The following is a 23,583-nucleotide window of genomic DNA, read 5'->3' as shown; positions in this document are numbered from 1 at the left end:
ACACCCTCTCAGTCCCCCCGGACACGCGCATGCAGATGCATGTCATGCCAACCGTCCGGATGCAGAACCGCACTGCGCTTGGTCCCTTCCAGAACGAAGCCCGTCTTGGTCGCGACGCGACACGAGGCCTCATTACGGACGGCGTGCAGGAGCTCGAGACGGTGGAACCCGATGTCGTCGAGGGCCCAGCGAGACAGGACGACCGTGGCACGCGCCGCCACACCCCGCCCACGCGCCTCCGCGGTCGTCCAGTACGCCATCTCGGCCTGCCCGTCGTGGAGATTGATCTCTCGCAGCGCCACCCGGCCGAGCAGCAGCTCGGTGTCCGCGTCCACCACGGCCCACTGAGCGGTCTTCTCCTGGGCCCAGGCCTCCCGCCACTCCTCGATCCAGCCGCCGACCTCGTCCACGGAGTCGGCGGCACGGGCGTGCCACTGCCGCATCACCGGGTCCTGGAACACGGCGTGGACCGCGGGCGCGTCCTCGGCCAGCCAGGGGCGCAGGAGCAGGCCGTCGCCGGTGGGGAGGGTGGGTTGGGCGGTGCTGGAGAGGGTGCCCGGTGCGAGGACCGAGTGGGTGAGGAACGGCATGAGCCGCATCCTGCCAACCGCACGAAATCCGCCCCAGCGATTTTTTACCCTTGACGACGATGGGACGCGCCCCGCCGTCCCACCCTCGCCCCGAACCGTTGTCCCGTCCTGGACGCCCCGAGCCGGACGGCCCGCCCCCGGACGAACTTGCTTCCCAACTGCCGCAAACGACGGTGGTACCCGCGGCGCACCGACAGGCCGGAATGCGCGGCCGTGCATCCGGCGGCCAGGGGATCCGCTCCGTGCGCCGGGGCTGCGCCCCCTTTCCCACGGCCGGAAATCGTCGCATGGTGCGAAGTGGTGGGCTGTCAGGTGAATTGCCGGCATGAGCGGTGTCGCACCCCGGCCCGTGAGGAGGGTGGCCGGATGCCTGCGATGGCCGGCGGTGCGGCTCGGGCACGTGCTCCGCGCAACGCACCGATGCGGTCGACACGGCCGTACGCTAGTGCGAATCAACTCGGGGCATCGGCCCCCTTCCTGCCGACCGGGCTGTCCGGAATGTCACCGAGAACAGCGAACCGACTGCCACCCGAACCGCCCCGCGCAGCGGCCCCCCACGGTGCCTCACACCAGCGCCAACTCGCCCCGCACCGTTGACGAAACCCACGGCGGCACTGGAAGGTAGGGATGATCCACGACCTCGCCTGCGACAACGCTGTCGTGGGGGTGGTGGCCACGGACCGTCTGCGCCGTCGCGCGGTCGCCTCGAAGGTCACGCCAGCGAACTGCCCGGCATGCGGTCGACGGGGCCCCGCTCGACCAATTCGGCCGGCGGGCCCGGGTCATGCACGAGTGAGCGACGCCGAAATCGCAGCGTCTGGAGCACCACGCATAGTTCATGAACTTCGACTCCGCTACCCGGAGGGCGTCATGAAAGGCTCTGCTCGTGCCCAGTCACCTCGGTCCGCCCCCTCGATCGAGCACACGCCTCGGGTGGTGCGCGTACCCCTGGCCGGCGGGTCCGCCCGGTGGCCGATCCCGGCCAGGACCACGGTGGGCTCACGCCCGGGTCCGCCCGAGCAGAGGCGCCATCTGCCGACCATCGTCAATCCAGCAGCGAGATTGACCGGGAGGAGGGGCCCTCAGGACCGTGGCGGCCCCCCTGAGGGCGCCGGAGGTCGCGGGGTCCCCTACTTGACTCGCCCAAGGTGCTTCGCCTCGTCCGGCTCGCCGGCTCCATCAATTCGGTTGGTCTCTGGACAAGAACCCTCAGGCAGCGACGCCCGTAGGCACCAGGCATCGACGACCACCCCATCGTCTGTGCCGATAAGCATGCCGAGGCAGAAACTGGGAGAGAATAATGCCCCAGAACATAACCATCAAATTGCCTATTCCTCCCCGGCTGAACGCCGGTTTGGCAGCCGCCAGGGAACGCAATCTGGAGTGGATGCGTCAGCAGAAACTAGTGTTGGGACACAGGGCCGCTCATCGCTACATATTCTCGGCGGTAGCGGACTTGGCCGCCTACAGCTACCCGGACACCGAGGGTGATGACCTCGACCTGGCCTTTGACACTATGGGCTGGTTCTTCCTTTTCGATGATCTGTTTGATGTGCCCGAAGGGTGCAAAGCCGAAGCAGCCGTCGACGTGTGCCAGCAGCTCATCACGCTCATCGCCCACCCCTCGCAGCGGGAAACCAACCACGATGCGCCTTTGGTGAGCGCCTTCGCGGACATCTGGCGTCGAGCCAGGATGGGGATGTCCGAGGAATGGCAGCAACGGGCCGCTCACAATTGGATGGATTACCTGACAGGAAACCTCACCGAGGAAGTCGATCGTCGCACATGGATCCCTGACGACTTTGCCACCAGGATGAGGGTCGGGCACCGCACCTTGGGACTGATTCCCTCGCTCGACCTGGCCGAAAGGGTGGGGCACTTCGAGATTCCACAGATCATTTGGCACAGTAGTCATCTGGAGTCGATGCGACGAGCAGCTGTCGATGCCGTCAAACTCATCAACGAGGTGATGTCCCTCGAGAACGACGACGCACGAGGCGATCCCAACCTGGTGAACTGCCTCATGCGGCAACGCAATTGCTCCCGGTCGGAAGCTATCAGAATGGCCATCATCCTCGTCCAGAAGACAGTCAGTCAGCTCTTTGAGCAGATGAAACTGGTCCCCCGGTTCTGCGCCCGGCTCGGGCTCACGAGTTCGGAGTCCGAGAAGGTCCAACGTTATGCGGCCGCCTTGCTCACATGGATACGCGGCAGCTACGACTGGAGCCGCAGCAATGGCCGTTATTCCCCACGTACGGCCAGCGCCCTGAGCCCGAATATGACCGGCCAGCTCCACCCCGCAAACCTCACAACGGTGTCTCGATAACTTCCCGTTGCCCCGATCGGGGTTCACAGGCGACCTTCGAAGCAGCACCCGTCAGACACGTACGGATCGGCACTGTTGAGGCATGCTCGGCACCAGCCCCTCGTAGGCTTGGCCCTGATGAGACGCCGTACTCCGCCCCCGCCCTCTCCCCTGCCGCAGCGCGACGGGGTCGATCCGGTGCGGGTGCGGTTGCCGATCGGTGATGCCTGGGCGACCGTGCGGGATCATCTCGTGGCGCGGCTCGCGGCCGGGGCCGAGGTGATCGACGAGCTCCTGGAGGCAGGGCGGATCGTGGATGCCGCCGGGCGTCCGGTGACCCGCGACATGGCGTACGTGCCGGGGATGTTCGTGTGGTTCCACCGGGAACTGCCCGACGAGGAGCGGGTCCCCTTCCCGATCGACGTCATTTACCAGGACGAACACGTAGTGGTGGCCGACAAACCGCACTTCCTGGCCACCACCCCGCGCGGCAGCCATGTCGCCGAGACGGCCCTGGCGCGGCTGCGCCGGCAGCTGGGCATCCCCACGCTGGGCGCCGCGCACCGGCTGGACCGGCTGACGGCCGGCCTGGTGATGTTCACCGTGCGGCCCGAGGAGCGCGGCGCCTATCAGTCGCTGTTCCGGGACAGACGGGTGGCGAAGGAGTACGAGGCAGTGGCCCCGTACGACCCGGCGCTGGCCCTGCCGCGCACCGTGCGCAGCCGGATCGTCAAGGAACGCGGAGTACTGGCGGCCCAGGAGATCGAGGGCGAGCCCAACGCCATCAGCCGGGTCGAGTTGCTGGAGCACCGGGGCGAGCGCGCCCGGTACCGGCTGACGCCGAGTACCGGGCAGACGCATCAGTTGCGGGTGCACATGAGCGCTCTGGGCGTGCCGATCCTCGGCGACCCCCTCTATCCGGTGGTCACCGACCGCATCGCGTCCGGCGACTTCCGGTGTCCGCTCCAACTGCTGTCACGGGTGCTGGAGTTCACCGACCCGGTCACGGGACGCGAGCACCGGTTCGTCAGCCCTCGCGTGCTGCAGGCGTGGTCGTCCTACGAGGAGTGGGCGGCCGCATAGGCCCAGGACCTGTCGGCTCACTCGCCGCGCCACCAGCTCAGGAAGCGCCGGAACACACCAGTCCGGCCGACAGGTTCGGGGGTCGGCGTCGGAGCGGTGGCCGGCGTCGGAGCGGTGGTCGGCGAGGCGGCTTCCATAGGCGCCGCCTTCGACTGGGGAGTGCTGACCAGCCAGTTACTGGAACGCTGCAACGCCAACGGGTGCGCGGGCCGCGCCATGACGTCCTGCTGGGGCTTGGCCTCGAACTTCACCGGCAGTTCCACCAAGTGCCGGTTCGAGATGGACGCCCACCAGCCCAGCTCGTCCTCGTCGCAGGCGAGTTGGACGTCAGGCAGGCGGGTCAGCAGTGCGTCGACGCCGACCTCGGCGATGACACGGCCGATGTCCTGACCCGGGCACTCATGCGCACCACCACCGAAGGCCAGGTGGGAGCGGTTGCCCTGCATGTGGGCCTTGGGGTCGGGCCGGACCCGTGGGTCCACGTTGCCCGGCGCGATGCCGAGGATGAGGGCGTCACCCTTACGAATGCGCTGGCCACCCAGCTCCGCGTCCTGCTTGGCGATGTAGGGAAGGACAGTGCTGAACGGCGGCTCGTCCCACAGGGACTGCTCGACCGCTTGGGGCACCGTCATCTGGCCGCCGTTGAGTTGGGCGCGGAACCGCGGGTCGGTCAGCACCACACGCATCACGTTGGCGATGAGGTTGGCGGTTGCCTCGTAGGCTGCGACCAGGATGATGCGGAGGTGCTGGCCCACCTCGTCGTCGGTGAGACTCGCCGGGTGGTTGATCAGGTGGCTGGTGAAGTCGTCCCTGGGGTCGGCCCGGCGGCGGGCGGTGAGCCGCATCAGTACGTCCATGAGGTAGGCGTTACTGGCGATTGCGGTCTCGCTGCCCTTGGGCATGTCACGAGCGGCCTGCACGATCTGGTCGTTGTACTCCTCGGGCATACCGAGGATCTCGCACATCACCACCATCGGCAGGTGCTCGGCGAACTGGCCGACCAGGTCCGCCCTACCCTGTCGGCAGAACTCGTTGACGAGTTGCTGGGTCGCACGGTTGATGTAACGGCGGATGCCCCGGTGATCGATGGTCGACATGGCACCGGTGACCGCACCGCGCAACCGCAGATGCTCGTCGCCCTCGGCGTGACTGCAGATGGGTTGCCAGGCGAAGTGCGGCATGAGCGGGTGATCGGGCTTGACCGTGCCGTCCTGCAGGGCTGACCACAATCGGGTGTTTCGGCAGAACTGCGAGGGGTTGCGCACCATGTGCAGGTTCTCGGAGTGACCGAGCACCACCCAGATCGGCACATCATCGTGAAGCAGCGCAGGAGCCACGGTTCCGTGCTCGGCGCGGAGCTCCTCGTACACGGCCTCCAGGTCCTCCGCCCCAGGGCCGTACAGCCGACGCAGTCCGCCGACGCCGATGCCGTGTGCGGGGCAGCCGGGGGGAGGGGCGGCCATGGGGTCGTCCGTACCGGTCGGGGAAAGGGATTCAGGCGTCACGATGGTCGCTCCGAAGCTGAGATCGATCTGGTGTACAGGAAGTGATGGGCTGCCCCGGTCCGAGGGGTTCGAGCGAAGCCGGGAGCGTGGGAGAGGGGGGCGGCGGTACGGCACTGCCGCGCCACGCCTCACACAGGAGCCTTCTCCAAAGCCAGCGAGTGAAGGAACCGCAACAACGTCATCAGCACGTCCCGGCTGGACGCCCGCCGGCGCGCGTCGCACTCGACGATGGGGATGTCCTCGCTGAGGTCGAGCGCGGTGCGGAGGTCGTCGAGCGGGTGGCGGGGGCCGTCGGGGAAGGTGTTGACGGCGACGACGAAGGGCACGCCGCGCTCCTCCAGGCGGTCCATGACGTCGAAGCTGACTTCGAGGCGTCGGGTGTCCACCAGGACCACCGCGCCGAGTGCGCCTTCGAACAGGCCGTTCCACAGGAACCAGAAGCGCTCCTGGCCCGGGGTGCCGAAGAGGTAGAGGACCAGCTGGTCGGTGATGCTGATGCGGCCGAAGTCCATGGCCACGGTGGTGGCCGTCTTGGTCTCGGAGCCGTAGTTGTCGTCGACCCCGATGCCGGCCTGGGTCATGGTCTCCTCGGTGGTCAGCGGTTTGATCTCGCTGACCGAGCCGACCATGGTCGTCTTGCCCACGCCGAAGCCGCCCACGATGACGATCTTCACCGCTGCGTCGGCGGTCTGGGGAAGGTGGTCCTCTGTTCGCGGACCGGGGATGGTGTCAGAGCCTTTGAAGTCCATGCATCACCGCTTCGAGGAGGGAACGGTCGGCCAGCGCCTGTCGGATGACCGGGGCGCGGGCCGTCACCAGTTCGGCCGTCAGCAGCTCGGTGAGCAGGACGGTCACCACGCTGAACGGCAGGCTGAGATAGGCGGACAGCTCGGCCACGGACAGGGGGGCCGTGCAGAGCCTGAGCAGCGCCGCCTGCTCAGGCGTGGCGGAGGGCGGCGGGTCGGCGTGCGCCACGATTAAGGTGACCAGGTCGAGTTCCGAGCGCTCGGCTCCGTCGGGGCCGGTGATGACGTACAGCCGCTCGGGGTTCTTCTTCGGTCCCTCGGGTGGATGCCGGCCCTCCTGCGGGGGTTGCGGCGCCGGTTCCGGACTGGCCTTGGGGAATCGCCGTCGGCGTTGTGGAGGAGTCATACGGTCTGCCCGTTGCGCCGGGGCGGACTGGTGAGGTGCGCGCCGATGCGGACAACCAGGTCGCTCATGCGGGCGCTCATGTGACCGGGTTCGGTGATGATGTCGGAGAGCACCGCGAGGTAGGCGTTGGGGCCGGCGGCCATCAGATAGAAGTAGCCACCGTGGATCTCGATGAGGACCATCTTCATCTTGCCGTCGCTGCCGGGGATCTCATGGGCGACGGCGCCCGCCAGGCTCTGCAGGCCCGCGCAGGCGGCCGCGACGCGGTCGGCGGTGTCCGGGTCTCCGCCGTGCCGCGCGATGCGCAGGCCGTCGGCGGAGAGCACCACGATCATCTGGATGCCCGGTACGCCTTTGGCGAGGTCCTGGAGCATCCAGTCGAAGTTGCCTCGCTGCTGGATCACTTGAGGTTCCCCTCGTCTTCGGCCTCGGTACGGGCCGGTTCGTCGGTCGGCTGGGTGACTGTGGAAGAGGTGGGCCGCTTGAGGCCGTCCATGAACGCCTGGACCCACAGGCCGGGCGGGGTGTCGTCCGGCTTCTGCTCCGGCTCCGGCTCGCGCTGAGCCGTCGACCAGATCGTCGGGCGGCCTTCCCGCTCGGCCCGTTCGATCTCGGCCTGCTCGGCGTAGCGCTGGGTGAGCGAGGTCTTGACCCGGCTCCGGCGCTGCGGCAGCCCGTTGGCCGTCCACTCGGTGACCTCCGGGACGTCGTCCTCCATGGAGACCGGTGTCGTGAACTTGGGGCTGGTGGGGCGGCGCTTCTTGATCGTGCGCTTGGGGCCGGGCAGGGCGCCCAGTTCGGCCTTGGGCACGGCGGTGGCGCCGATGCCGTGGGCGAGTCCGACGCCGGGCTCGTCGGTGAGCATGTCGCTGGGCACGACGAGGATGGCGCGCACGCCGCCGTACGCGGAGGCGCGCAGGGAGACCTGCATGTCGTACGCCTGGCAGAGCCGGCCCACGACGGCGAGGCCGAGACGCGGCGACTCACCCAGATCCTGGAGGTCCACACCGGCCTTGGCCCGCTCCAGCATGCCCTCGGCCCTCAGGCGGGCCTCCTCGCTGAGGCTGACGCCGGCGTCCTCGATCTCGATGCAGACGCCGGTCTGCACCTCGGTGGCGGTGACGTGCACCTTGCTCTGCGGCGGGGAGTACCGCGTGGCGTTGTCGAGGAGTTCGGCCGCGGCGTGGATGACCGGCTCGACGGCGGTGCCCTTGACGTTGACCTTGGCGATCGAGGACAGGTCGATGCGCCGGTACTCCAGGATCCGGGACATGGCGCCGCGCAGCACGCTGTACAGCGCGACGGGCTCGGGCCACTGCCGTCCGGGGCGGCCGCCGCCGAGGACGGAGATGGAGTCGGCGAGACGGCCGATCAGCGCGGTGCCGTGGTCGATGCGCAGGAGGTCGTCGAAGACCTCGGGGTTGCGGCCGTGGTCCTCCTCCATCTCCCGCAGCTCGTTGGCCTGTTGGTGGACGATGGCCTGGACGCGACGCGCGATGTTCACGAAGGAGCGCTGCGCGGCGTCACGCATGATCTCCTCGGTGTCGACGATGTTGAGCACCGTCTTGAGCAGGCGGATCTGCGCCTCGGGGAGGTCCGCCCACGCGGGGTCGACGTCGCCGAGTTGGCGAATCACCTCTCCGGGGGAACTTCCGCGGCGTAGCCAGTCCAGTGCGGTGGGCGCGATCTCCTTGGCGAACCGGGTCAGCTCCTGGTCCTGGTCGGCGATGCGCCGCTTCAGATCCGCGGTGTGACGGACGTGCTCGAGACGCTGGTCCCGCAGTTCACGACCGCGCCGGACGGCTTCGGCCGCCACCGCGATCACCAGCAGCGTGGCGATGGCACCGCACCAGCCGACAGCGGCCCGGGCGGGCTGCTGCACTGCCGCGACGGCGGCCCCGGTCGCCGCGGCCATGACTATGGCGGGGAGCAACAGCACGCGCGCATACGGCAGTTCACGGCGTCCTGGGGGGGATTGAACACTCACCATGTGGGCCCTCTGAGACGTATCGACGGGGAGTCGCACATATAGGGAACAAGCGCACGAATACACATCAACTCGGTGCGCTGCGGGCGAGCTTAGTCCGACCGGATCATCGCCGTGTCATATTCAGCAAGCACCTGAAACGGGCATTGCGACTGGAGTACCCTCGGCCCATTTACACGCTCTGACACCATTCGAACACGTCCAGTTAGCACGTACGGCCGTACGAGACTCACTCACCGTGACGGGTGAAGATCGGACTCCGGTCCGGCGCCGTACTCAGATCCCGGCGATGCGCAGGGCCGCGTCCGCGGTGGCCTCCGCGAAGGCCGAGACGGGGCGCTCGGGGTCGGAGCGGTGGATGAGGATCACGCTCTCGATCAGGCCGAACAACAGGTCCGTGCGCAGATCGAGCTCGCTCTTGGCGAGGGCACCGCCCGCCGGTGTGGCGGCGAGCAACTGCCGGTAGGCGTCCTTGAGTTCGGCGCGCACGGCATGGAAACCGGCGAACCGCTCGGCGCGCACCTCGGGCAGCAGGTAGAGGCCGCCGAGATTGTGCGGCCCGTCGCACAGCACCTCGGTGTCCGCGCGGCACAGCTCCCACAGCCGGTGCTCGGCCGGGACCGTGTCGTCGGCGAGCAGCTCGCGGGCGTACGCCAACGAGGGCGTGACGGTGGACTCCAGGAGCTCGGCGAGGAGCTCCTCCTTGCCGGAGACGTAGTGGTACATGGACGCCTGCCGCATGCCCGCACGCTCGGCGACCGCCCGGGTGCTGGTGGCGGCGTAACCCAGGGAGGTGAACAACTCGGCTGCGGCGACGAGGAGTTCGTCACGCGGCGCCAGCCCACTGTCCGGCCGCCGAGCGGCCCGCGGCCTACCGACCCGTCGCCCGGACTCCGCCGCACCGCCTGTCGTACCCATGCGTTCGATCCTCGCACACGGGGGCGCGGGGATCTGCGGGTGATCCACAGACGTCGGCGGGCCACCGCCGTCCCGGCACGCTCCCCCAGGGGCGCGGGGGTCTCCCGTGGTCTACAGGCACCGACCTCACGCCGAACACCCCGACACGCTCCAACTCTCCAGGAGCGGGGATCCCCGTGGATCCACCGACGCCGGTCAGCCGCCGACGCCCCGGCACGCTCCAACCTCCCCAAGAGCGCGGGGACCCCCTGATCCCCAGACAACAGCCGTCCCGCACCCGACCACACCCCTGTGAGCCCCCGGTAACCCCCTGGCAACGCCCGAGCAATCCCTCCGACCCGCACCGCACCTAATTTCTGTCGAGCGACAGAAATAACCCCGGAGCCGGAGGTCCCGCCATGGCCACGCAGACCACGTACGGAGCCCGAGACCACGCCCGCGCCCAGGACGGCACCCGTGCCGAGACCATGCCCGTCGTCCCGGCCGGCGACTGGCCGGACCCGCCCTGCGAGGCGGGTCACCTGGTGTGGGCGGAGACCGTCGCGGGCGGCAACTACACCCACCGTGTCCTCGCCCGCGGCACCGAAGTGCGCCTCACCGACCCGCAGGGAGACGCCTGCGCCCACGTCCTCCTGTACGCGGAGGGCCGCCCCTGGGAGCGTCTGAACGTCGCCGACACGGTCAAGGTCCAGTGGAACGCCTACCTCGGCGAGGGCCAACTGCTCCTGTCAGACCAGGGCCGCGTCCTCGCGAGCGTCGTCACCGACACCTCCGGCCGCCACGACGCCCTGTGCGGCACCTCCACCCTGGCGAGCAACACCGGGCGCTACGGCGACGGCACCCCCCAGAGCCCCTCCCCCGCCGGCCGTGAGCTCTTCAAGCTGGCAGCCGCGAAGAACGGCCTCGCACCCCGCGACCTCCCCCCGTCCCTTTCCTTCTTCCAGGGCGTCCGGATCCGCGAGGACGGCACCCTCGACTTCACCGGCTCGGCGGGCCCCGGCGGCAGCGTCACTCTTCGCGCCGAACAGGACGTGACGGTACTGATCGCCAACGTCCCGCACCCCGCCGACCCACGGCCCGACTACGTCAGCACCCCCCTGGAAGTCCTCGCCTGGCGCGCCGAACCCACCCGCGCCGGCGCCCCCCTCTGGGACGCCACCCCCGAAGGCCGCCGCGCCTTCCTCAACACCACCGAATTCCTGGCCTCGAAGGGACGCGCATGAAGACCGTGGTTCCGGCCCGCGCCGCCTGGTCCCGCGTCATCCGCGCGGGCGAGACGCTCACCATCACCGACCTGCACGGCAACCAGGCCGTCGACTTCCTCGTCTACGACGCCCATGACACGGCGGTCCGCTACAGCGCCCCCGACACCATCCAGGCGCAGGGCGGCATCTTCCTCACCACGGGCAGTGTGCTGATGTCCAACGAGCACACCCCCCTGATGACGGTCACCGCCGACGACGTGGGCCGCCACGACACCGTCGGCGGCGCCTGCTCCAAGGAGTCGAACACGCTGCGCTACGGCCATCACACCTGGTCGCAGCACGCCTGCGTGGACAACTTCCTCGCCGAGGGCGCGAAGCACGGTCTCGGCAAACGCGACCTCGTCTCCAACATCAACTGGTACATGAACGTGCCGGTCGAGAAGGACGGCACCCTCGGCATCGTCGACGGCATCTCCGCCCCCGGCCTCTCGCTCACCCTGCGCGCCGAGCGCGACGTCCTCGTCCTGGTCTCCAACTGCCCCCAGATCAACAACCCCTGCAACGGCTTCGACCCGACGCCCGTGGAGATGACGATCGGGTCCGCCGAGAAGACGACCGGGGCCGCTGAGACGACGATCGGGGCAGCAGAATGACCTTCGACACCCTCCTCGTCGCCAACCGGGGCGAGATAGCGGTCCGGATCATCCGCACGGCCCGTGAGCTGGGCCTGCGGACGGTCGCGGTGTACTCCGACGCCGACCGGTCCGCACCTCACGTCCGGCTCGCCGACCAGGCCGTACGCCTGGGCCCCGCACCCGCGAAGGAGTCGTACCTCGACACCGACCTGGTACTGAAGGCGGCCAAGGACTCGGGCGCGGGCGCGATCCATCCCGGTTACGGCTTCCTGTCCGAGGACGCCGCCTTCGCCCGCCGCTGCGAGGACGCGGGCATCGTGTTCGTGGGTCCGACGCCCGAGCAGTTGGAGCTCTTCGGCGCGAAGCACACGGCACGGGCGGCGGCGGAGTCGGCCGGGGTACCGCTGGCACCGGGCACCGGGCTGCTGCCCTCTCTTGAGGAGGCCCTCGAATCCGCGGCGGCCATCGGCTATCCCGTGATGCTCAAGGCCACCGGCGGTGGCGGCGGCATCGGCATGTCGGCCTGCCACTCCGCCGACGAACTGACCGACGCCTGGGACCGGGTGCAGCGCGTCGCCGCCGCCTCCTTCTCCTCCGCCGGCGTCTTCCTGGAACGGCTCGTGGAGCACGCCCGCCATGTCGAGGTGCAGGTCTTCGGCGACGGCGAGGGCAGGGTCGTCACCTTCGGCGACCGCGACTGCTCCCTCCAGCGCCGCAACCAGAAAGTCCTGGAGGAGGCTCCGGCGCCGGGTCTCCCCTCCCACGTCCGCGCACAACTCGCGGACAGCGCACGTGAGTTGTGCGCCGCGGTCGGCTACCGCTCGGCGGGAACCGTCGAGTTCGTCTACGACGCCGCCCGCGAAGAGGCCTACTTCCTGGAGGTCAACACCCGCCTCCAGGTGGAGCATCCGGTCACCGAGGAGATCTACGGCGTCGACCTGGTCGCCTGGATGCTCCGTCTGGCCCGCGGCGAGCGGGACGTCGTACGCGAGCCGGACCGGCCGCACGGCCACGCCGTCGAGGCACGCATCTACGCCGAGGACCCCTCGCGTGAACACCGGCCCAGCGCCGGGCTGTTGACGCGGGTCGAGTTCCCCACGGGCGTCCGGGTCGACGGCTGGGTGGAGACGGGCACCGAGGTGACGACGTCGTACGACCCGATGCTCGCGAAGATCATCGCGTACGGCCCCGACCGCGCCCACGCCCTCCGACGGCTGGACGAAGCCCTGGAACGCACCCGCGTCGACGGCATCGAGACCAACCTGGGCCTGGTCCGGGCGGCACTCGCGGACCCCCGCCTCGCCAGGGCGACCCACTCGACGGCAACGCTCTCCGAGGTTCAGGACCCGACCCCGCGCATCGAGGTCGTGGCCGCCGGCACCCTCACCACCGTGCAGGACTGGCCGGGCCGTACCGGCTACTGGCAGGTCGGCGTACCCCCGTGCGGCCCGATGGACGACCGTTCCTTCCGGCTCGGCAACACGGCGCTGGGCAACCCGGAAAGTGCGCCCGGCCTCGAATGCACCTTGCAGGGCCCGTCGTTGAGGTTCACCGATGCCACGACCGTCTGTGTGACGGGCGCCCCCGCCCCGGTCGCCGTCGACGGCACACCGGTCGCCCAGTGGGAGCCGGTGACCGTGCCCGCGGGCGGCGTCCTGGAGGTAGGCACACCCGCCGAACACGGTCTGCGCACGTACGTCCTCTTCGCGGGCGGCCTCGACGTCCCTGCCTTCCTCGGCAGCGCGAGCACCTTCACTCTGGGCCGCTTCGGCGGACACGGCGGCCGGGCCCTGCGGACCGGTGACGTACTTCACGGAGGCCACGAGGCCGAGGTGGCGCTGCTCGCAGAGGCTCAGCCCGAAGGAACACCGGTCGAGGACCGTCCCTCCTACACCTCCACCTGGCACATCGGCGCCGTGGAAGGCCCGCACGCCGCCCCGGAGTTCTTCACCGAGGACGACATCCGCGACTTCTACGCCGCCGACTGGAAGGTCCACTTCAACTCGGCCCGCACCGGTGTCCGCCTGGTCGGCCCCAAGCCCCGCTGGGCCCGCAGCGACGGCGGCGAGGCCGGCCTGCACCCCTCCAACATCCACGACACCCCCTACTCGGTCGGCGCGGTCGACTACACGGGCGACATGCCGGTGCTGCTGGGCCCGGACGGGCCCTCCCTCGGCGGGTTCGTGTGTCCGGCGACCGTCATCAGCACCGAGCGCTGGAAGCTGGGTCAGCTGCGCCCTGGCGACACGGTGCGCTTCATGCCGGTGGACGCCTCGGGCGAGCCCCGGCCGGCGATCGTGGACGGCGGTGTCCTCGCCCGCGACGGTGATGTGACGTATCGCCGCAGCGGCGACGACAACCTGCTGGTCGAGTTCGGCCCCATGCAGCTGGACCTGGCGCTGCGCATGCGTGTCCACGCGCTGATGGACGCGGTGGCCGAGCAGGGCCTCGACGGCATCACCGACCTCACCCCCGGCATCCGCTCCCTCCAGATCCAGACGGACCCCGGCCGCCTCCCCCAGCAGCAACTCCTCGCCCTCGTACGGGAGATCACCGCATCCCTGCCCCCGTCCGACGAGCTGGTCGTCCGCTCCCGTACGGTCCACCTCCCCCTTTCCTGGGACGATCCCGCCACCCGCGAGGCGATCGCCCGCTACATGGCGGGCGTGCGGGACGACGCGCCCTGGTGCCCCTGGAACATCGAGTTCATCCGCCGCGTCAACGGCCTGGAGTCGGTGGACGACGTCTACCGCACCGTCTTCGACGCGGAGTACCTCGTCCTGGGCCTGGGCGACGTCTACCTGGGCGCCCCGGTGGCCACCCCGCTCGACCCGCGCCACCGCCTGGTGACCACGAAGTACAACCCGGCGCGCACCTGGACGGCCGAGAACTCGGTCGGCATCGGCGGAGCGTATCTCTGCATCTACGGCATGGAGGGCCCCGGCGGCTACCAGTTCGTGGGCCGTACGACGCAGGTGTGGTCGCCCTGGCAGCAGCGCGGCGCGTTCGAGCCGGGCTCGCCCTGGCTGCTGCGCTTCTTCGACCGCATCAGGTGGTATCCGGTGGACGCGGACGAACTCCTGGAGCTGCGCGCCGACATCACCTCCGGCCGCTTCGTTCCCCGGATCGAGGAGGGCACCTTCTCGCTCGCCGCGTACCAGTCCTTCCTCGCCGAAAACGCCGAGTCCATAGCGGAGTTCAGGTCACACCAGCAGGCGGCCTTCTCCGCGGAGCGGGATGCCTGGGAGGCGGCGGGCGAGTTCGCGCGGGCAGCGGAGACGTCCGCACCGGCCGCCCCCACTGCCGAGGTGGCGGTCCCCCCGGGCGGACGCCTCATCGAGGCCGAGTTCGCGGCTTCCGTATGGCAGTTGAACGTCGAGCCGGGCGACGAGGTGGCCGCCGGCCAGCCGCTCCTCGCCCTGGAGGCGATGAAGATGGAGTCCAGGGTGCACGCGCCGACGGACGGCGTGGTCGCGGAGATCCTGGCCAGGCCCGGCGACCAGGTGGAGGCGGGGACGGCACTGCTCGTCCTGGCCCCACCCGCACGATGAAACTCGTCCTGGCCCCGTCCGCACAGTGAAACCCGGCCGCACAGTGAAAGAGGAGCGAGCCATGTCCACCACCGTCACCCGGGTCCGTGCCGCCTACGACCGCATCGAGGCCGTCGACCGCCCCGAGATCTGGATCGACCTGCGCCCCCGGGAAGAGGTCGAGCGGGAGGCCCGGACGATCGACGAACGGCTCGCGAAGGGCGAACGGCTCCCCCTCGCGGGACGTCTGTTCGCGGCCAAGGGCAACATCGACGTGGCCGGGCTGCCCACCACGGCGGGCTGTCCGTCGTACGCCTACCATCCGGAGGCCGATGCCCCGGTCGTGGCCGGTCTCCGCGCGGCGGGCGCGATCGTGCTCGGCACCACGAACCTGGACCAGTTCGCGACGGGCCTGGTCGGCACCCGTTCCCCGCACGGCGCGGTCCGCAACGCGTACGACCCGGCCAGGGTGAGCGGCGGCTCCAGCTCCGGCTCGGCCGTCGCGGTGGCCCTGGGCATCGTCGACTTCGCCCTCGGTACCGACACGGCGGGCTCGGGCCGGGTCCCGGCCGCCTTCAACGGCATCGTCGGCCTCAAACCCACCCGCGGTCTGGTCCCCACGGCCGGAGTCGTCCCGGCCTGCGCCTCGATCGACTGTGTGACGGTGTTCGCCCGCACCCTGCCGGAGGCCGAGCAGGCCTTGTCCCACATGGCGACCGGCACGGCCCCGACTCTGCCCGGACGCCGCCCCGGCCCCTGGCGGATCGCTGTTCCCGCGCGCGAGCAGCTCGGCGAACTGGACAAGGGCTGGGCTCAGGCATACGAGGCAGCGGTGGCGCAGCTCGCGGCGGCGGGCGCGACACTCCTCGAGCTCGATCTGTCGCCCTTCACCGATGCTGCGGCGATGCTCTACGAGGGCGCCTTCGTGGCCGAGCGCTACACAGCAGTGGGAGCCTTTGTCGACAAGGCGACAGCAGCAGGCGACGACTCCCTGGACCCCACGGTCGCCGGCATCATCACCCGGGCCCGCGACCTCCCGGCCCACCAGCTCTACGCCGACATGGACCGCCTGGCCGCGCTCCGCTCGCACGCGCTGGCCGAACTGGCCGACGCGGACGCCCTCCTCCTGCCCACCACCCCCGGCCACCCCACCCTCGCCGAGGTGGCCGCCGATCCGCTGGGGGCCAACGCCCGCCTGGGCCGCTTCACCAACTCCACGAACCTCTTCGACCTGGCCGCGGCCGCCGTCCCGGCGGGAGAAGTGAACGGCCTCCCGTTCGGCGTGATGCTGATCGGCCCGGCGTACACCGATGAGCGGTTGGCGAGGATCGCGAGCCTGCTCCAGCCCGAGACCCGGCTCGCGGTGGTCGGGGCGCACCTGACGGGCCAGCCGCTGAACCCCCAACTCCTCGCGCTGGGCGCCCGTCTGGACCGTACGACCACCACGGCGCCGGTCTACCGCCTGCACGCCCTGCGAACGACCCCACCGAAGCCGGGCCTGGTCCACGTGGGCGAGGGCGGCGCAGAGATCGAGACGGAGGTCTGGAAGATGCCCGCGGCGGGCCTCGGCCGGCTCCTCTCCACGCTCCCCCGCCCCATGGCCCTGGGCAGCGTGCGACTGGCCGACGGCACTGATGTCCCCGGCTTCCTCTGCGAGCCGTCCGCTCTCACGGACGCCGAGGACATCACGTCATTCGGAGGCTGGCGGTCCTATCTGAACGCCGAGTAGGCCGACCGATCCGTCACCCCACCGACGAGTAGGCCACAACCCCCCGCAGCAACAGATCCACAGCCTTCCGCGCGTTCTTCGCGACGGAGGAGGACCCGACACCCCCCGACACCGGAGCCGCAGCCGAGATCTGCCCCAGCACATCGATCACCTGCTTGCACCACCGCACGAAGTCTCCGGCAGGCATCTCCGCCTCCCGCAGCACCTCGTCGAGCCCCTTCCCACTGGCCCACATGTACGCGGACCAGGCGAACCCGAGATCCGGCTCCCGCTGCCCGACCCCCTCGGTCTGGCTGATCCGGAAGTCCTCCTCGAGGGCGTCGAGCCGTCCCCAGATCCGCACCATCTCACCGAGCGCCGCCTTGGCCTTGCCGGACGGCACCTTGGGCGCCATGGCGTCGTCGCCGACCCGGGACTCGTACACCAACGCCGAGACGCAGGCGGCCAGTTCGGCAGGGGCAAGCCCCTCCCAGACCCCTTCCCGCAGGCACTCACTGGCCAGGAGATCGAGCTCGCCGTACAACCGGGCCAGCCGCTTGCCGTGCTCGGTGACCTCGTCGGCCCGCAGATAGTCCAGCTCGGTCAGCAGTGCCACGATCCGGTCGAAGGTGCGGGCGATCGTGTTCGTACGCCCCTCGATGCGCCGCTCCAGCTGTGAGGTGTCCCGCAGCAGCCGGTGATACCGCTCGGCCCAACGGGCGTGGTCCTCACGGTCGTTGCACCCATGGCAGGGATGCGCCCGGATCGCCGTCCGCAGCCGCGCGATCTCACGGTCGTCGGCCGCCTGGGAACGCTGCTTACGGGCCCGCTCCGGCGGAATGTGCCCCGCCTTGGTGCGCAGCGCGGAGGCCAGGTCCCGACGGGACTGCGGCGAGCGCGGGTTGAAGGACTTCGGGATCCGCATCCGCTCCAACGCCTCGACCGGCACCGGGAAGTCCATCGACGCGAGCCGCTTGACCTGCCGCTCAGCGGTCAGCACCAGCGGCCGCGGGCCGTCGTGGTGCTCGAAGCCCCGGTGGCCGTTGGACCTCCCGGCGGGCAGGCCAGGGTCCAGCACCAGTGCGAGACCGGCGTACTTGCCCGTGGGCACATGGATGACGTCGCCCGGCTTGAGCTTCTCCAGCGCCACGGCGGCCTCGGCCCGCCGCTGGGCGACTCCCTGCCGGGCCAGTTCGGTCTCGCGGTCCTTGAGCTCGCGGCGCAGCTGCGCGTACTCCTCGAAGTCGCCGAGGTGGCAGGTCATGGAGGCCTTGTAGCCGTCCAGGCCCTCCTCGTTGCGCTGCACCTGGCGCGAGATCCCGACGACCGACTTGTCGGCCTGGAACTGCGCGAACGACGTCTCGAGCAGCTCCCGCGAGCGGTGCCGGCCGAACTGCTCGACGAGGTTGACCGCCATGTTGTACGACGGCTTGAAGCTGGAGCGCAGTGGGTAGGTGCGCGTGCCGGCCAGTCCCGCCAGGTGCTCCGGGCTGCTTCCGCGCTGCCACAGCACCACCGCGTGACCCTCGATGTCGATGCCGCGCCGCCCGGCACGGCCCGTCAACTGGGTGTACTCGCCGGGAGTGATGTCGGCGTGCTGCTCGCCGTTCCACTTGACGAGCTTCTCCAGCACCACCGAGCGCGCGGGCATGTTGATGCCCAGCGCGAGCGTCTCGGTCGCGAACACGGCCTTGACCAGGCCGCGCACGAAGAGTTCCTCGACGACCTCCTTGAAGGTCGGCAGCATGCCCGCGTGGTGGGCCGCGATGCCGCGCTCCAGGCCCTCGAGCCACTCGTAGTACCCGAGGACATGGAGGTCCTCGGTCGGGATGGACGCCGTGCGCTCCTCGACGAGGGCGCGCACCTTCCCGCGTGCCTCGTCGTCGTTGAGCCGCAGTCCGGCGTACAGGCACTGCTGTACGGCCGCCTCGCAGGCCGCTCGGCTGAAGATGAACGTGATGGCGGGCAGCAGTCCCTCGGCGTCCAGCCGCTCGATGACCTCGGGCCGGCTCGGCGTCCACACCTTCGACCGCTGCCGCCGCTCGCGCTCCCGGTCGGCCTCGCGCATCGCCCGGCCGCGTCTGCGGTCCTGGTACGACGGCCGCTGGGCCTCCATGCGGGCCAGCCTTGCGAGGTCGGGGTTGACGGCCTTCTTGCTGCCCTCGCCCTCCTCGAACAGGTCGTACATCCGGCGCCCGGCGAGCACGTGCTGGAACAGTGGCACGGGCCGGTGCTCGGAGACGATCACCTGGGTGTCACCGCGGACGGTGTCGAGCCAGTCGCCGAACTCCTCGGCGTTGGACACGGTCGCCGACAGCGACACCAGGGTCACCGACTCGGGGAGATGGATGATCACCTCTTCCCATACGGCGCCCCGGAAGCGGTCGGAGAGGTAGTGCACCTCGTCCATGACCACGTATCCGAGGCCGAGGAGGGTCTGCGAGCCCGCGTACAGCATGTTCCGCAGCACCTCGGTGGTCATCACGACCACGGGGGCGTCGGAGTTGACGCTGTTGTCGCCGGTGAGCAGGCCGACCTTGTCGGCGCCGTAACGGCGGCTCAGGTCCGCGTACTTCTGGTTGGACAGTGCCTTGATGGGTGTGGTGTAGAAGCACTTCTTGCCCTGCTGGAGGGCGAGGTGGACGGCGAACTCGCCGACGATCGTCTTGCCGGAGCCGGTGGGAGCGGCGACCAGCACGCCCTTGCCCGCCTCGAGAGCCTGACAGGCCTCGATCTGGAAGGGGTCGAGACCGAAGTCGTACATCTCGCGGAAGCCCGCGAGCGCGGTGGCCTGCTCGGCTGCCCGCAGGCGGGCTGCCGCGTACCGCTCGGCCGGTGAGAGGTCCTCTGTCATCGTGCTTTCGAGCGTACCCGGCGGCACTGACAACAGGACGATCATTATCCGGATCGGAGTCTGCGAAACCTGCCCTTCACGCAGTTCACGGGCCCTCCGCAGTTCACGGGCCCACCACGGACACCGCCCCGCGGACACAGCGCGCGCTCAGCGGCAGCGGCCCGAGCGGCTCGCCGTCCGCGTAGCCCGTGACGTCCTCGGCGGCGATCTCGACCCGGGCGGCCCTCAGCACGGTCACCTTGGGGTGGTCGACATGAGTGCCCCGGTACACGCTCGGGAACACCCGCAGCAGGGTCGTACGGCTGCAGTCCCCGACCACGGTGATGTCGAAGAGCCCGTCGGTGAGGTCCGCGCCGGGGCAGATCCGCATGCCACCGCCGTACGACGACCCGTTGCCGACGGCCACCAGGGTCGCCTCGACCTCGCGAACCCGGCCGTCGTCGAGGGTGATCCGGTACGGGACGGGCCGGAAGGCGGCCAGTTCGGCGAGCATCGCGAGGTCGTACTTGAGGCGGCCCGCCGGCCATCTCATGCGGTTGCCGCGGTCGTTGACCCGGGAGTCGAAGCCGGAGGCGAGGACGGTGGCGAACCAGTGGTCACCGACCCGGCCCAGGTCGGTGTCGTGGACCCGGCCCTCCTTGAGGGCGTCGGCGATCAGCCGGCCCGCGGCGGCGGGATCGCGCACCGGCAGGCCCAGGGTGCGGGCGAAGTCGTTGCCGGTACCGACGGCGACCAGACCGAACGGGGTACGGGTGCCGGCCACGGCCTGGAGGGCGAGGTTCGCCATTCCGTCACCACCGACGGCGACGAGGGCCCCGTGCCCTCGTCCACGGCGGCACGCGCGCGTGCGAGGGCGTCGGCGGCGTCCTCGCCGAGCACGGTCCTTACGGCGAATCCGGCCGCCCGCAAAGCGGAAGCGGCCGGCTGCGCCGCGTGGGCGCCCCGGCCGCGGCCCGCGGTGGGGTTGACGAAGAGGGTGATCTCGCTGGTCACGGAAGTGACCTTACGAGCCGCTTCCCCTCGTCAGGTCACGTCGTCATAACCGTTGACCCGGTCCGCACCCGACTGCTCGGGCAGCGCCCGGCTCGCGGAGACGGTCTCGACCTCGCCGATGTCCTCGGGGGTGAGATCCAGGTCGGACGCCTCGTCGTCGTCGGGGCCCTCGGCCTCGCGACGGCGCCTGCGCCGGTCGTTCAGCAGGGAGAAGGCGGTCGCGGCGAAGTACAGCACCCAGATCGGCGCGGCGAGCGCCAGCATCGTCAGCGGGTCGGTGCTCGGTGTGGCCACGGCCGCGAACACGGTGATGGCCATGATCATGCCGCGCCACCAGCCGAGCATCCGCTTGCCGGTGATCAACCCGGTGAGGTTGAGGAAGACCAGCAGCAGGGGCAGCTCGAAGGAGAGGCCGAAGACCAGCACCATGCGCAGGACGAGGTCGAGCAGATCGTCCAACGGCAGCAGGTTGGAGGTGCCGCCCGGGGTGAAGCCGATCAGTACCTTCGCCGTGGTCGGCAGGACCGAGTAGGCGAAGTAGGCGCCGACGATGAAGAGCGGGGCGCCCGTGCCGACGAACGCGTAGGCGTACTTCTTCTCGTGCCGGTGCAAGCCGGGTGCGACGAAGGCCCACAGCTGGTAGAGCCAGACCGGCGAGGCCGCGACGACGCCGGCCATCAGCGACACCTTCAGGGCCAGCGTGAAGGGCGCGAGCAGACCGTTGATCGTGATCTCGGCGCACGGCTTGGTCGACTGTGTCGACTTGGCCAGTTCCGCGAAGGACTTGTCACAGCCGACCGAGTCGAGGATCGGCTTGGTGATCAAGTTGATGATGTCGTTGTAGAAGAAGGCGGCCACCACCGTGACGATGACGATGGCCAGCATCGCCTTCGCGAGCCGGTTGCGGAGCTCACGAAGGTGATCCGCGAGAGGCATCCGCCCCTCGGGATCCCTCTCTTCTCTGCGGGCAGACTTCAGCAACCCACGTTCCCATCTCGTGCGGGCGGGCCGGAGGTCACCGGCCCCGCGTCAGCGCTTGGTCGTGTCCGTCGGCTCGGTGACCGGGCGCGAGCTCGTCACGTCGCCGGGCGCGGCCTGGATGGTGCGCTGAGCAGGGGTCTGCTCGTCGGTGTTGGGCGGACCGGCCGGAGTGGCCGTGCTGCTGCCCTCGTCCTTCATCGCCTTGGCCTCGCTCTTGAGGATGCGAGCGGACTTGCCGAGCGAGCGCGCCATGTCGGGAAGCTTCTTCGCGCCGAACAGCAGGATGATGACGACGAGGATGAGAATGATCTCGGGGGCGCCGAGCCTTCCGAACATAAGTCTTTACCTTCTCACCGAGGCGGCTTGTGGGGTGCTGTCCGACCGGTCGGACATGTGTCCGATCAGTCGTGCTGACAGCGATCGTAACGCTCAGGGGTGAACGCCTGGCAATCCCTGTGCGTACTCCCGGTTCGCGGCCGAGCCTCGTTATCCGGACCGCGACCAGCAGCGTACCTGCCGACCCGGCCAAGGTGACAGGGCGAAGTGGCCCAAACCGCATGCGCCGCTCGACTCACACCCAACTCTCAGCCGTACTCACAGTGAGTCCACAGAACGGGCCGTGCTCACCGCCGCCCGCTCCAGGTCCTCCGCGGCCCGGCTGATACGCCGCGCGGAGTCCGTGACCTGGCGCCCCAGACGCTGCGCCTCCACAAAGACCCGGACGGCGAGCACACCCAGGACAGCGAGACCCACGAAACCCACGGCTACCGCGAACATCGGCCAGAACATGGCACCGAGCCTAGAGGGTGGAGTGCAGCCGCAGTGTCCGGACCCCGCCGCCGGTCAGCAGTTCCACGATCCGCTCGCCGGCGGGCTTGCGGACGGCCGCGCCGCACTCGGGGCAGGTGAAGGAGTAGAACGTGGCGCGGCTGGTCGCGCCGATGGCGAGACGCAGGGCGGCGGCGGCCAGCTCGAACCGCTCCCGGCAGTCCGGGCAGCTCGCCTTGAAGGTCACCGGAGCCGCGCTTCTCATCCCCGCGAAGGCGGCAGCCACCGTCATGCCCGCACCGGACGTCGCCGACTCGCTCAAAGCCCCTGCTCCTGCCTGTCGTACCGACCGTCGTGCACCCGCGGCCCCGCGGTGTCCTGCGCCTCGACCCCGTCGTAGGCCGCCAGCGCCTCGCGGGCGGCCTCGCGGGCGCTGTCGGCGAGGTCGCGCGGCGAGACGATACGGCCGTCGCGGCCGAGCCTGAGCGCCAGCCGACGCAGTGATGCCGGGTCGGGGGTGCGCAGGGTAATACGCAGTCCGCCGTCGGAAAGCTCATCCGCACTGTCGTGCGGGTAGTACTCGGCGACCCAGCGCCCGCCGGGGCCCACCTCGACGACCACCTCGGGGTCCTCTGCCGCGGGCTGCACGAGCCCCTCGGACAGGTCCCTGAGCTCGACCTCGGGCGGCGCGGACGGCTCGTCCAGGATCTTGATCTCGGCGACCCGGTCGAGCCGGAAGGTGCGCCGCGCCTCGGAGCGGCGGCACCAGGCCTCGACGTAGGTGTGGCCGACGCTGACCAGGCGGATCGGGTCGATCTCGCGCTCGGTGAGCTCGTCGCGGGCGGGCGAGTAGTAGCGGATCCACAGGCGCCGGCGCTCGGAGATGGCCCGGTCGACGTCCGCGAAGACCCCGCCTTCGGACTCGAAGGTCACCGACAGCCGCGCGCTGGCACCGGCCGTCTCACCGGCCGCGGTCTCCACCTTGGCGGTCGCCCGCAGCAGCGCCTGCCGGTCGCTCTCCCTGAGGCCGGGCAGCGTGGACACCGCGCGGGCGGCCACCAGCAGCGCGGTCGCCTCGTCGGCGGCGAGCCTGAGCGGCTCGGCCACGTCATCGGGGTTGTGCCACCAGATCCGCTCCCCGTCGGTGTCGATGTCGAGCAGATCTCCGCCGCGGAAGCTGGTGCCGCACATGGGCAGCACATCGAGGTCGGAGACCAGCTCGTCCTCGGTGATCCCGAAGGCGCGGGCGACGTCCTCGACCCGGGCGCCGGGGCGCTCCCTGAGATAGGTCACCAGGGAGAGCATCCGCCGGGTCTGGTCGATGGCGTTCGCCGGCCTGACCGGTTTGCCTGCCATGATCTCTTCCGCT

19 protein-coding genes and 1 pseudogene are annotated in these 23,583 nt (G+C 70.0%); 6 read left to right on the top strand and 14 right to left on the bottom strand.

Annotation, left to right across the window (positions count from 1 at the left end):
* Nucleotides 1-8: 8 nt before the first annotated feature.
* Nucleotides 9-590, bottom strand: a complete 582-nt coding sequence (locus AQJ46_RS25680) for a GNAT family N-acetyltransferase (RefSeq protein WP_059207858.1) — start codon at nucleotides 588-590, stop codon at nucleotides 9-11.
* Between the two features lie 1,300 nt (nucleotides 591-1,890).
* Here AQJ46_RS25680 and AQJ46_RS25675 point away from each other — a divergent pair.
* Both AQJ46_RS25675 and AQJ46_RS25670 read left to right on the top strand, forming a co-directional pair.
* Nucleotides 1,891-2,916, top strand: coding sequence for a terpene synthase family protein (locus AQJ46_RS25675; RefSeq protein ID WP_159064048.1), 1,026 nt, complete (start codon nucleotides 1,891-1,893; stop codon nucleotides 2,914-2,916).
* A 117-nt stretch (nucleotides 2,917-3,033) separates the two neighbouring features.
* Entirely contained in the window at nucleotides 3,034-3,978 is a 945-nt protein-coding gene (locus AQJ46_RS25670) for an RluA family pseudouridine synthase (RefSeq protein ID WP_079072434.1), read from the top strand.
* Nucleotides 3,979-3,995: 17 nt separating this feature from the next.
* Here AQJ46_RS25670 and AQJ46_RS25665 read toward each other — a convergent pair whose 3' ends face one another.
* From AQJ46_RS25665 to AQJ46_RS25640, 6 genes are all read right to left on the bottom strand, one after another.
* On the bottom strand, nucleotides 3,996-5,441 hold the full coding sequence (locus AQJ46_RS25665) for a cytochrome P450 (protein WP_404828485.1): 1,446 nt from the start codon (nucleotides 5,439-5,441) through the stop codon (nucleotides 3,996-3,998).
* Nucleotides 5,442-5,611: 170 nt separating this feature from the next.
* A complete protein-coding gene (locus tag AQJ46_RS25660) occupies nucleotides 5,612-6,232 on the bottom strand; it encodes a GTP-binding protein (protein ID WP_059207854.1) in 621 nt (206 codons plus the stop codon).
* Nucleotides 6,213-6,635: a DUF742 domain-containing protein gene (locus AQJ46_RS25655; protein ID WP_057614304.1), complete on the bottom strand. Its 423-nt coding sequence runs from the start codon at nucleotides 6,633-6,635 to the stop codon at nucleotides 6,213-6,215. Before AQJ46_RS25655 ends, AQJ46_RS25660 begins: the two co-directional genes overlap by 20 nt.
* The gene (locus tag AQJ46_RS25650) at nucleotides 6,632-7,039 is read right to left on the bottom strand and encodes a roadblock/LC7 domain-containing protein (protein ID WP_057614305.1); all 408 of its coding nucleotides are present in this window, start codon (nucleotides 7,037-7,039) and stop codon (nucleotides 6,632-6,634) included. The genes AQJ46_RS25655 and AQJ46_RS25650 overlap by 4 nt, the downstream gene beginning before the upstream one ends.
* Nucleotides 7,036-8,625: an ATP-binding protein gene (locus AQJ46_RS25645; protein ID WP_208616985.1), complete on the bottom strand. Its 1,590-nt coding sequence runs from the start codon at nucleotides 8,623-8,625 to the stop codon at nucleotides 7,036-7,038. The genes AQJ46_RS25650 and AQJ46_RS25645 overlap by 4 nt, the downstream gene beginning before the upstream one ends.
* Nucleotides 8,626-8,898: 273 nt before the next feature.
* Nucleotides 8,899-9,540, bottom strand: a complete 642-nt coding sequence (locus tag AQJ46_RS25640) for a TetR/AcrR family transcriptional regulator (RefSeq protein ID WP_057614307.1) — start codon at nucleotides 9,538-9,540, stop codon at nucleotides 8,899-8,901.
* Between the two features lie 398 nt (nucleotides 9,541-9,938).
* Here AQJ46_RS25640 and AQJ46_RS25635 point away from each other — a divergent pair, with 398 nt between their 5' ends.
* The 4 genes from AQJ46_RS25635 (at nucleotide 9,939) to atzF (ending at nucleotide 16,639) form a co-directional block, all read left to right on the top strand.
* Entirely contained in the window at nucleotides 9,939-10,763 is an 825-nt protein-coding gene (locus AQJ46_RS25635; RefSeq protein ID WP_059207852.1) for an urea amidolyase associated protein UAAP1, read from the top strand.
* On the top strand, nucleotides 10,760-11,398 hold the full coding sequence (locus tag AQJ46_RS25630; protein ID WP_059207851.1) for an urea amidolyase associated protein UAAP2: 639 nt from the start codon (nucleotides 10,760-10,762) through the stop codon (nucleotides 11,396-11,398). Before AQJ46_RS25635 ends, AQJ46_RS25630 begins: the two co-directional genes overlap by 4 nt.
* Nucleotides 11,395-14,931 carry a 5-oxoprolinase/urea amidolyase family protein gene (locus AQJ46_RS25625; RefSeq protein ID WP_059207850.1) on the top strand — a complete coding sequence of 1,179 codons (3,537 nt, stop codon included), beginning with the start codon at nucleotides 11,395-11,397 and terminating at the stop codon, nucleotides 14,929-14,931. The genes AQJ46_RS25630 and AQJ46_RS25625 overlap by 4 nt, the downstream gene beginning before the upstream one ends.
* A 61-nt stretch (nucleotides 14,932-14,992) precedes the next feature.
* Nucleotides 14,993-16,639: an allophanate hydrolase gene (gene atzF, locus AQJ46_RS25620; protein WP_059207849.1), complete on the top strand. Its 1,647-nt coding sequence runs from the start codon at nucleotides 14,993-14,995 to the stop codon at nucleotides 16,637-16,639.
* 13 nt (nucleotides 16,640-16,652) lie between these two features.
* Here atzF and AQJ46_RS25615 read toward each other — a convergent pair whose 3' ends face one another.
* The 7 genes and pseudogenes from AQJ46_RS25615 to AQJ46_RS25585 form a co-directional block, all read right to left on the bottom strand.
* Nucleotides 16,653-19,517 carry a DEAD/DEAH box helicase gene (locus AQJ46_RS25615; protein WP_059207848.1) on the bottom strand — a complete coding sequence of 955 codons (2,865 nt, stop codon included), beginning with the start codon at nucleotides 19,515-19,517 and terminating at the stop codon, nucleotides 16,653-16,655.
* Between the two features lie 58 nt (nucleotides 19,518-19,575).
* Nucleotides 19,576-20,465 (bottom strand): annotated as a pseudogene (locus tag AQJ46_RS25610) (diacylglycerol kinase).
* A 30-nt stretch (nucleotides 20,466-20,495) separates the two neighbouring features.
* Complete coding sequence (gene tatC / locus AQJ46_RS25605; RefSeq protein ID WP_167368226.1) at nucleotides 20,496-21,446, bottom strand: twin-arginine translocase subunit TatC; 951 nt, start codon at nucleotides 21,444-21,446, stop codon at nucleotides 20,496-20,498.
* 48 nt (nucleotides 21,447-21,494) lie between these two features.
* A complete protein-coding gene (tatA, locus tag AQJ46_RS25600) occupies nucleotides 21,495-21,782 on the bottom strand; it encodes a Sec-independent protein translocase subunit TatA (protein ID WP_057614315.1) in 288 nt (95 codons plus the stop codon).
* A gap of 258 nt (nucleotides 21,783-22,040) precedes the next feature.
* The gene (locus tag AQJ46_RS25595) at nucleotides 22,041-22,235 is read right to left on the bottom strand and encodes a hypothetical protein (protein ID WP_057614316.1); all 195 of its coding nucleotides are present in this window, start codon (nucleotides 22,233-22,235) and stop codon (nucleotides 22,041-22,043) included.
* A gap of 10 nt (nucleotides 22,236-22,245) precedes the next feature.
* Nucleotides 22,246-22,536 carry a hypothetical protein gene (locus tag AQJ46_RS25590; RefSeq protein WP_176742418.1) on the bottom strand — a complete coding sequence of 97 codons (291 nt, stop codon included), beginning with the start codon at nucleotides 22,534-22,536 and terminating at the stop codon, nucleotides 22,246-22,248.
* On the bottom strand, nucleotides 22,533-23,570 hold the full coding sequence (locus AQJ46_RS25585; protein WP_057614317.1) for a helix-turn-helix transcriptional regulator: 1,038 nt from the start codon (nucleotides 23,568-23,570) through the stop codon (nucleotides 22,533-22,535). Before AQJ46_RS25585 ends, AQJ46_RS25590 begins: the two co-directional genes overlap by 4 nt.
* Between the last annotated feature and the right edge of the window lie 13 nt (nucleotides 23,571-23,583).

This window comes from Streptomyces canus, from assembly GCF_001514145.1.
Lineage (GTDB): Bacteria > Actinomycetota > Actinomycetes > Streptomycetales > Streptomycetaceae > Streptomyces > Streptomyces canus.
Note: the sequence above shows the minus strand (reverse complement) of the source record. Positions and strands in the feature narration are given on the sequence as shown.

Coding starts and splice junctions, on each gene's coding strand:
- AQJ46_RS25680 (WP_059207858.1), bottom strand. CDS start 590: ATGCCGTTCCTCACCCACTCGGTCCTCGCACCGGGCACCCTCTCCAGC.
- AQJ46_RS25675 (WP_159064048.1), top strand. CDS start 1,891: ATGCCCCAGAACATAACCATCAAATTGCCTATTCCTCCCCGGCTGAAC.
- AQJ46_RS25670 (WP_079072434.1), top strand. CDS start 3,034: ATGAGACGCCGTACTCCGCCCCCGCCCTCTCCCCTGCCGCAGCGCGAC.
- AQJ46_RS25665 (WP_404828485.1), bottom strand. CDS start 5,441: ATGGCCGCCCCTCCCCCCGGCTGCCCCGCACACGGCATCGGCGTCGGC.
- AQJ46_RS25660 (WP_059207854.1), bottom strand. CDS start 6,232: ATGGACTTCAAAGGCTCTGACACCATCCCCGGTCCGCGAACAGAGGAC.
- AQJ46_RS25655 (WP_057614304.1), bottom strand. CDS start 6,635: ATGACTCCTCCACAACGCCGACGGCGATTCCCCAAGGCCAGTCCGGAA.
- AQJ46_RS25645 (WP_208616985.1), bottom strand. CDS start 8,625: ATGGTGAGTGTTCAATCCCCCCCAGGACGCCGTGAACTGCCGTATGCG.
- AQJ46_RS25640 (WP_057614307.1), bottom strand. CDS start 9,540: ATGGGTACGACAGGCGGTGCGGCGGAGTCCGGGCGACGGGTCGGTAGG.
- AQJ46_RS25635 (WP_059207852.1), top strand. CDS start 9,939: ATGGCCACGCAGACCACGTACGGAGCCCGAGACCACGCCCGCGCCCAG.
- AQJ46_RS25630 (WP_059207851.1), top strand. CDS start 10,760: ATGAAGACCGTGGTTCCGGCCCGCGCCGCCTGGTCCCGCGTCATCCGC.
- AQJ46_RS25625 (WP_059207850.1), top strand. CDS start 11,395: ATGACCTTCGACACCCTCCTCGTCGCCAACCGGGGCGAGATAGCGGTC.
- atzF (WP_059207849.1), top strand. CDS start 14,993: ATGTCCACCACCGTCACCCGGGTCCGTGCCGCCTACGACCGCATCGAG.
- AQJ46_RS25615 (WP_059207848.1), bottom strand. CDS start 19,517: ATGATCGTCCTGTTGTCAGTGCCGCCGGGTACGCTCGAAAGCACGATG.
- tatA (WP_057614315.1), bottom strand. CDS start 21,782: ATGTTCGGAAGGCTCGGCGCCCCCGAGATCATTCTCATCCTCGTCGTC.
- AQJ46_RS25595 (WP_057614316.1), bottom strand. CDS start 22,235: ATGTTCTGGCCGATGTTCGCGGTAGCCGTGGGTTTCGTGGGTCTCGCT.
- AQJ46_RS25585 (WP_057614317.1), bottom strand. CDS start 23,570: ATGGCAGGCAAACCGGTCAGGCCGGCGAACGCCATCGACCAGACCCGG.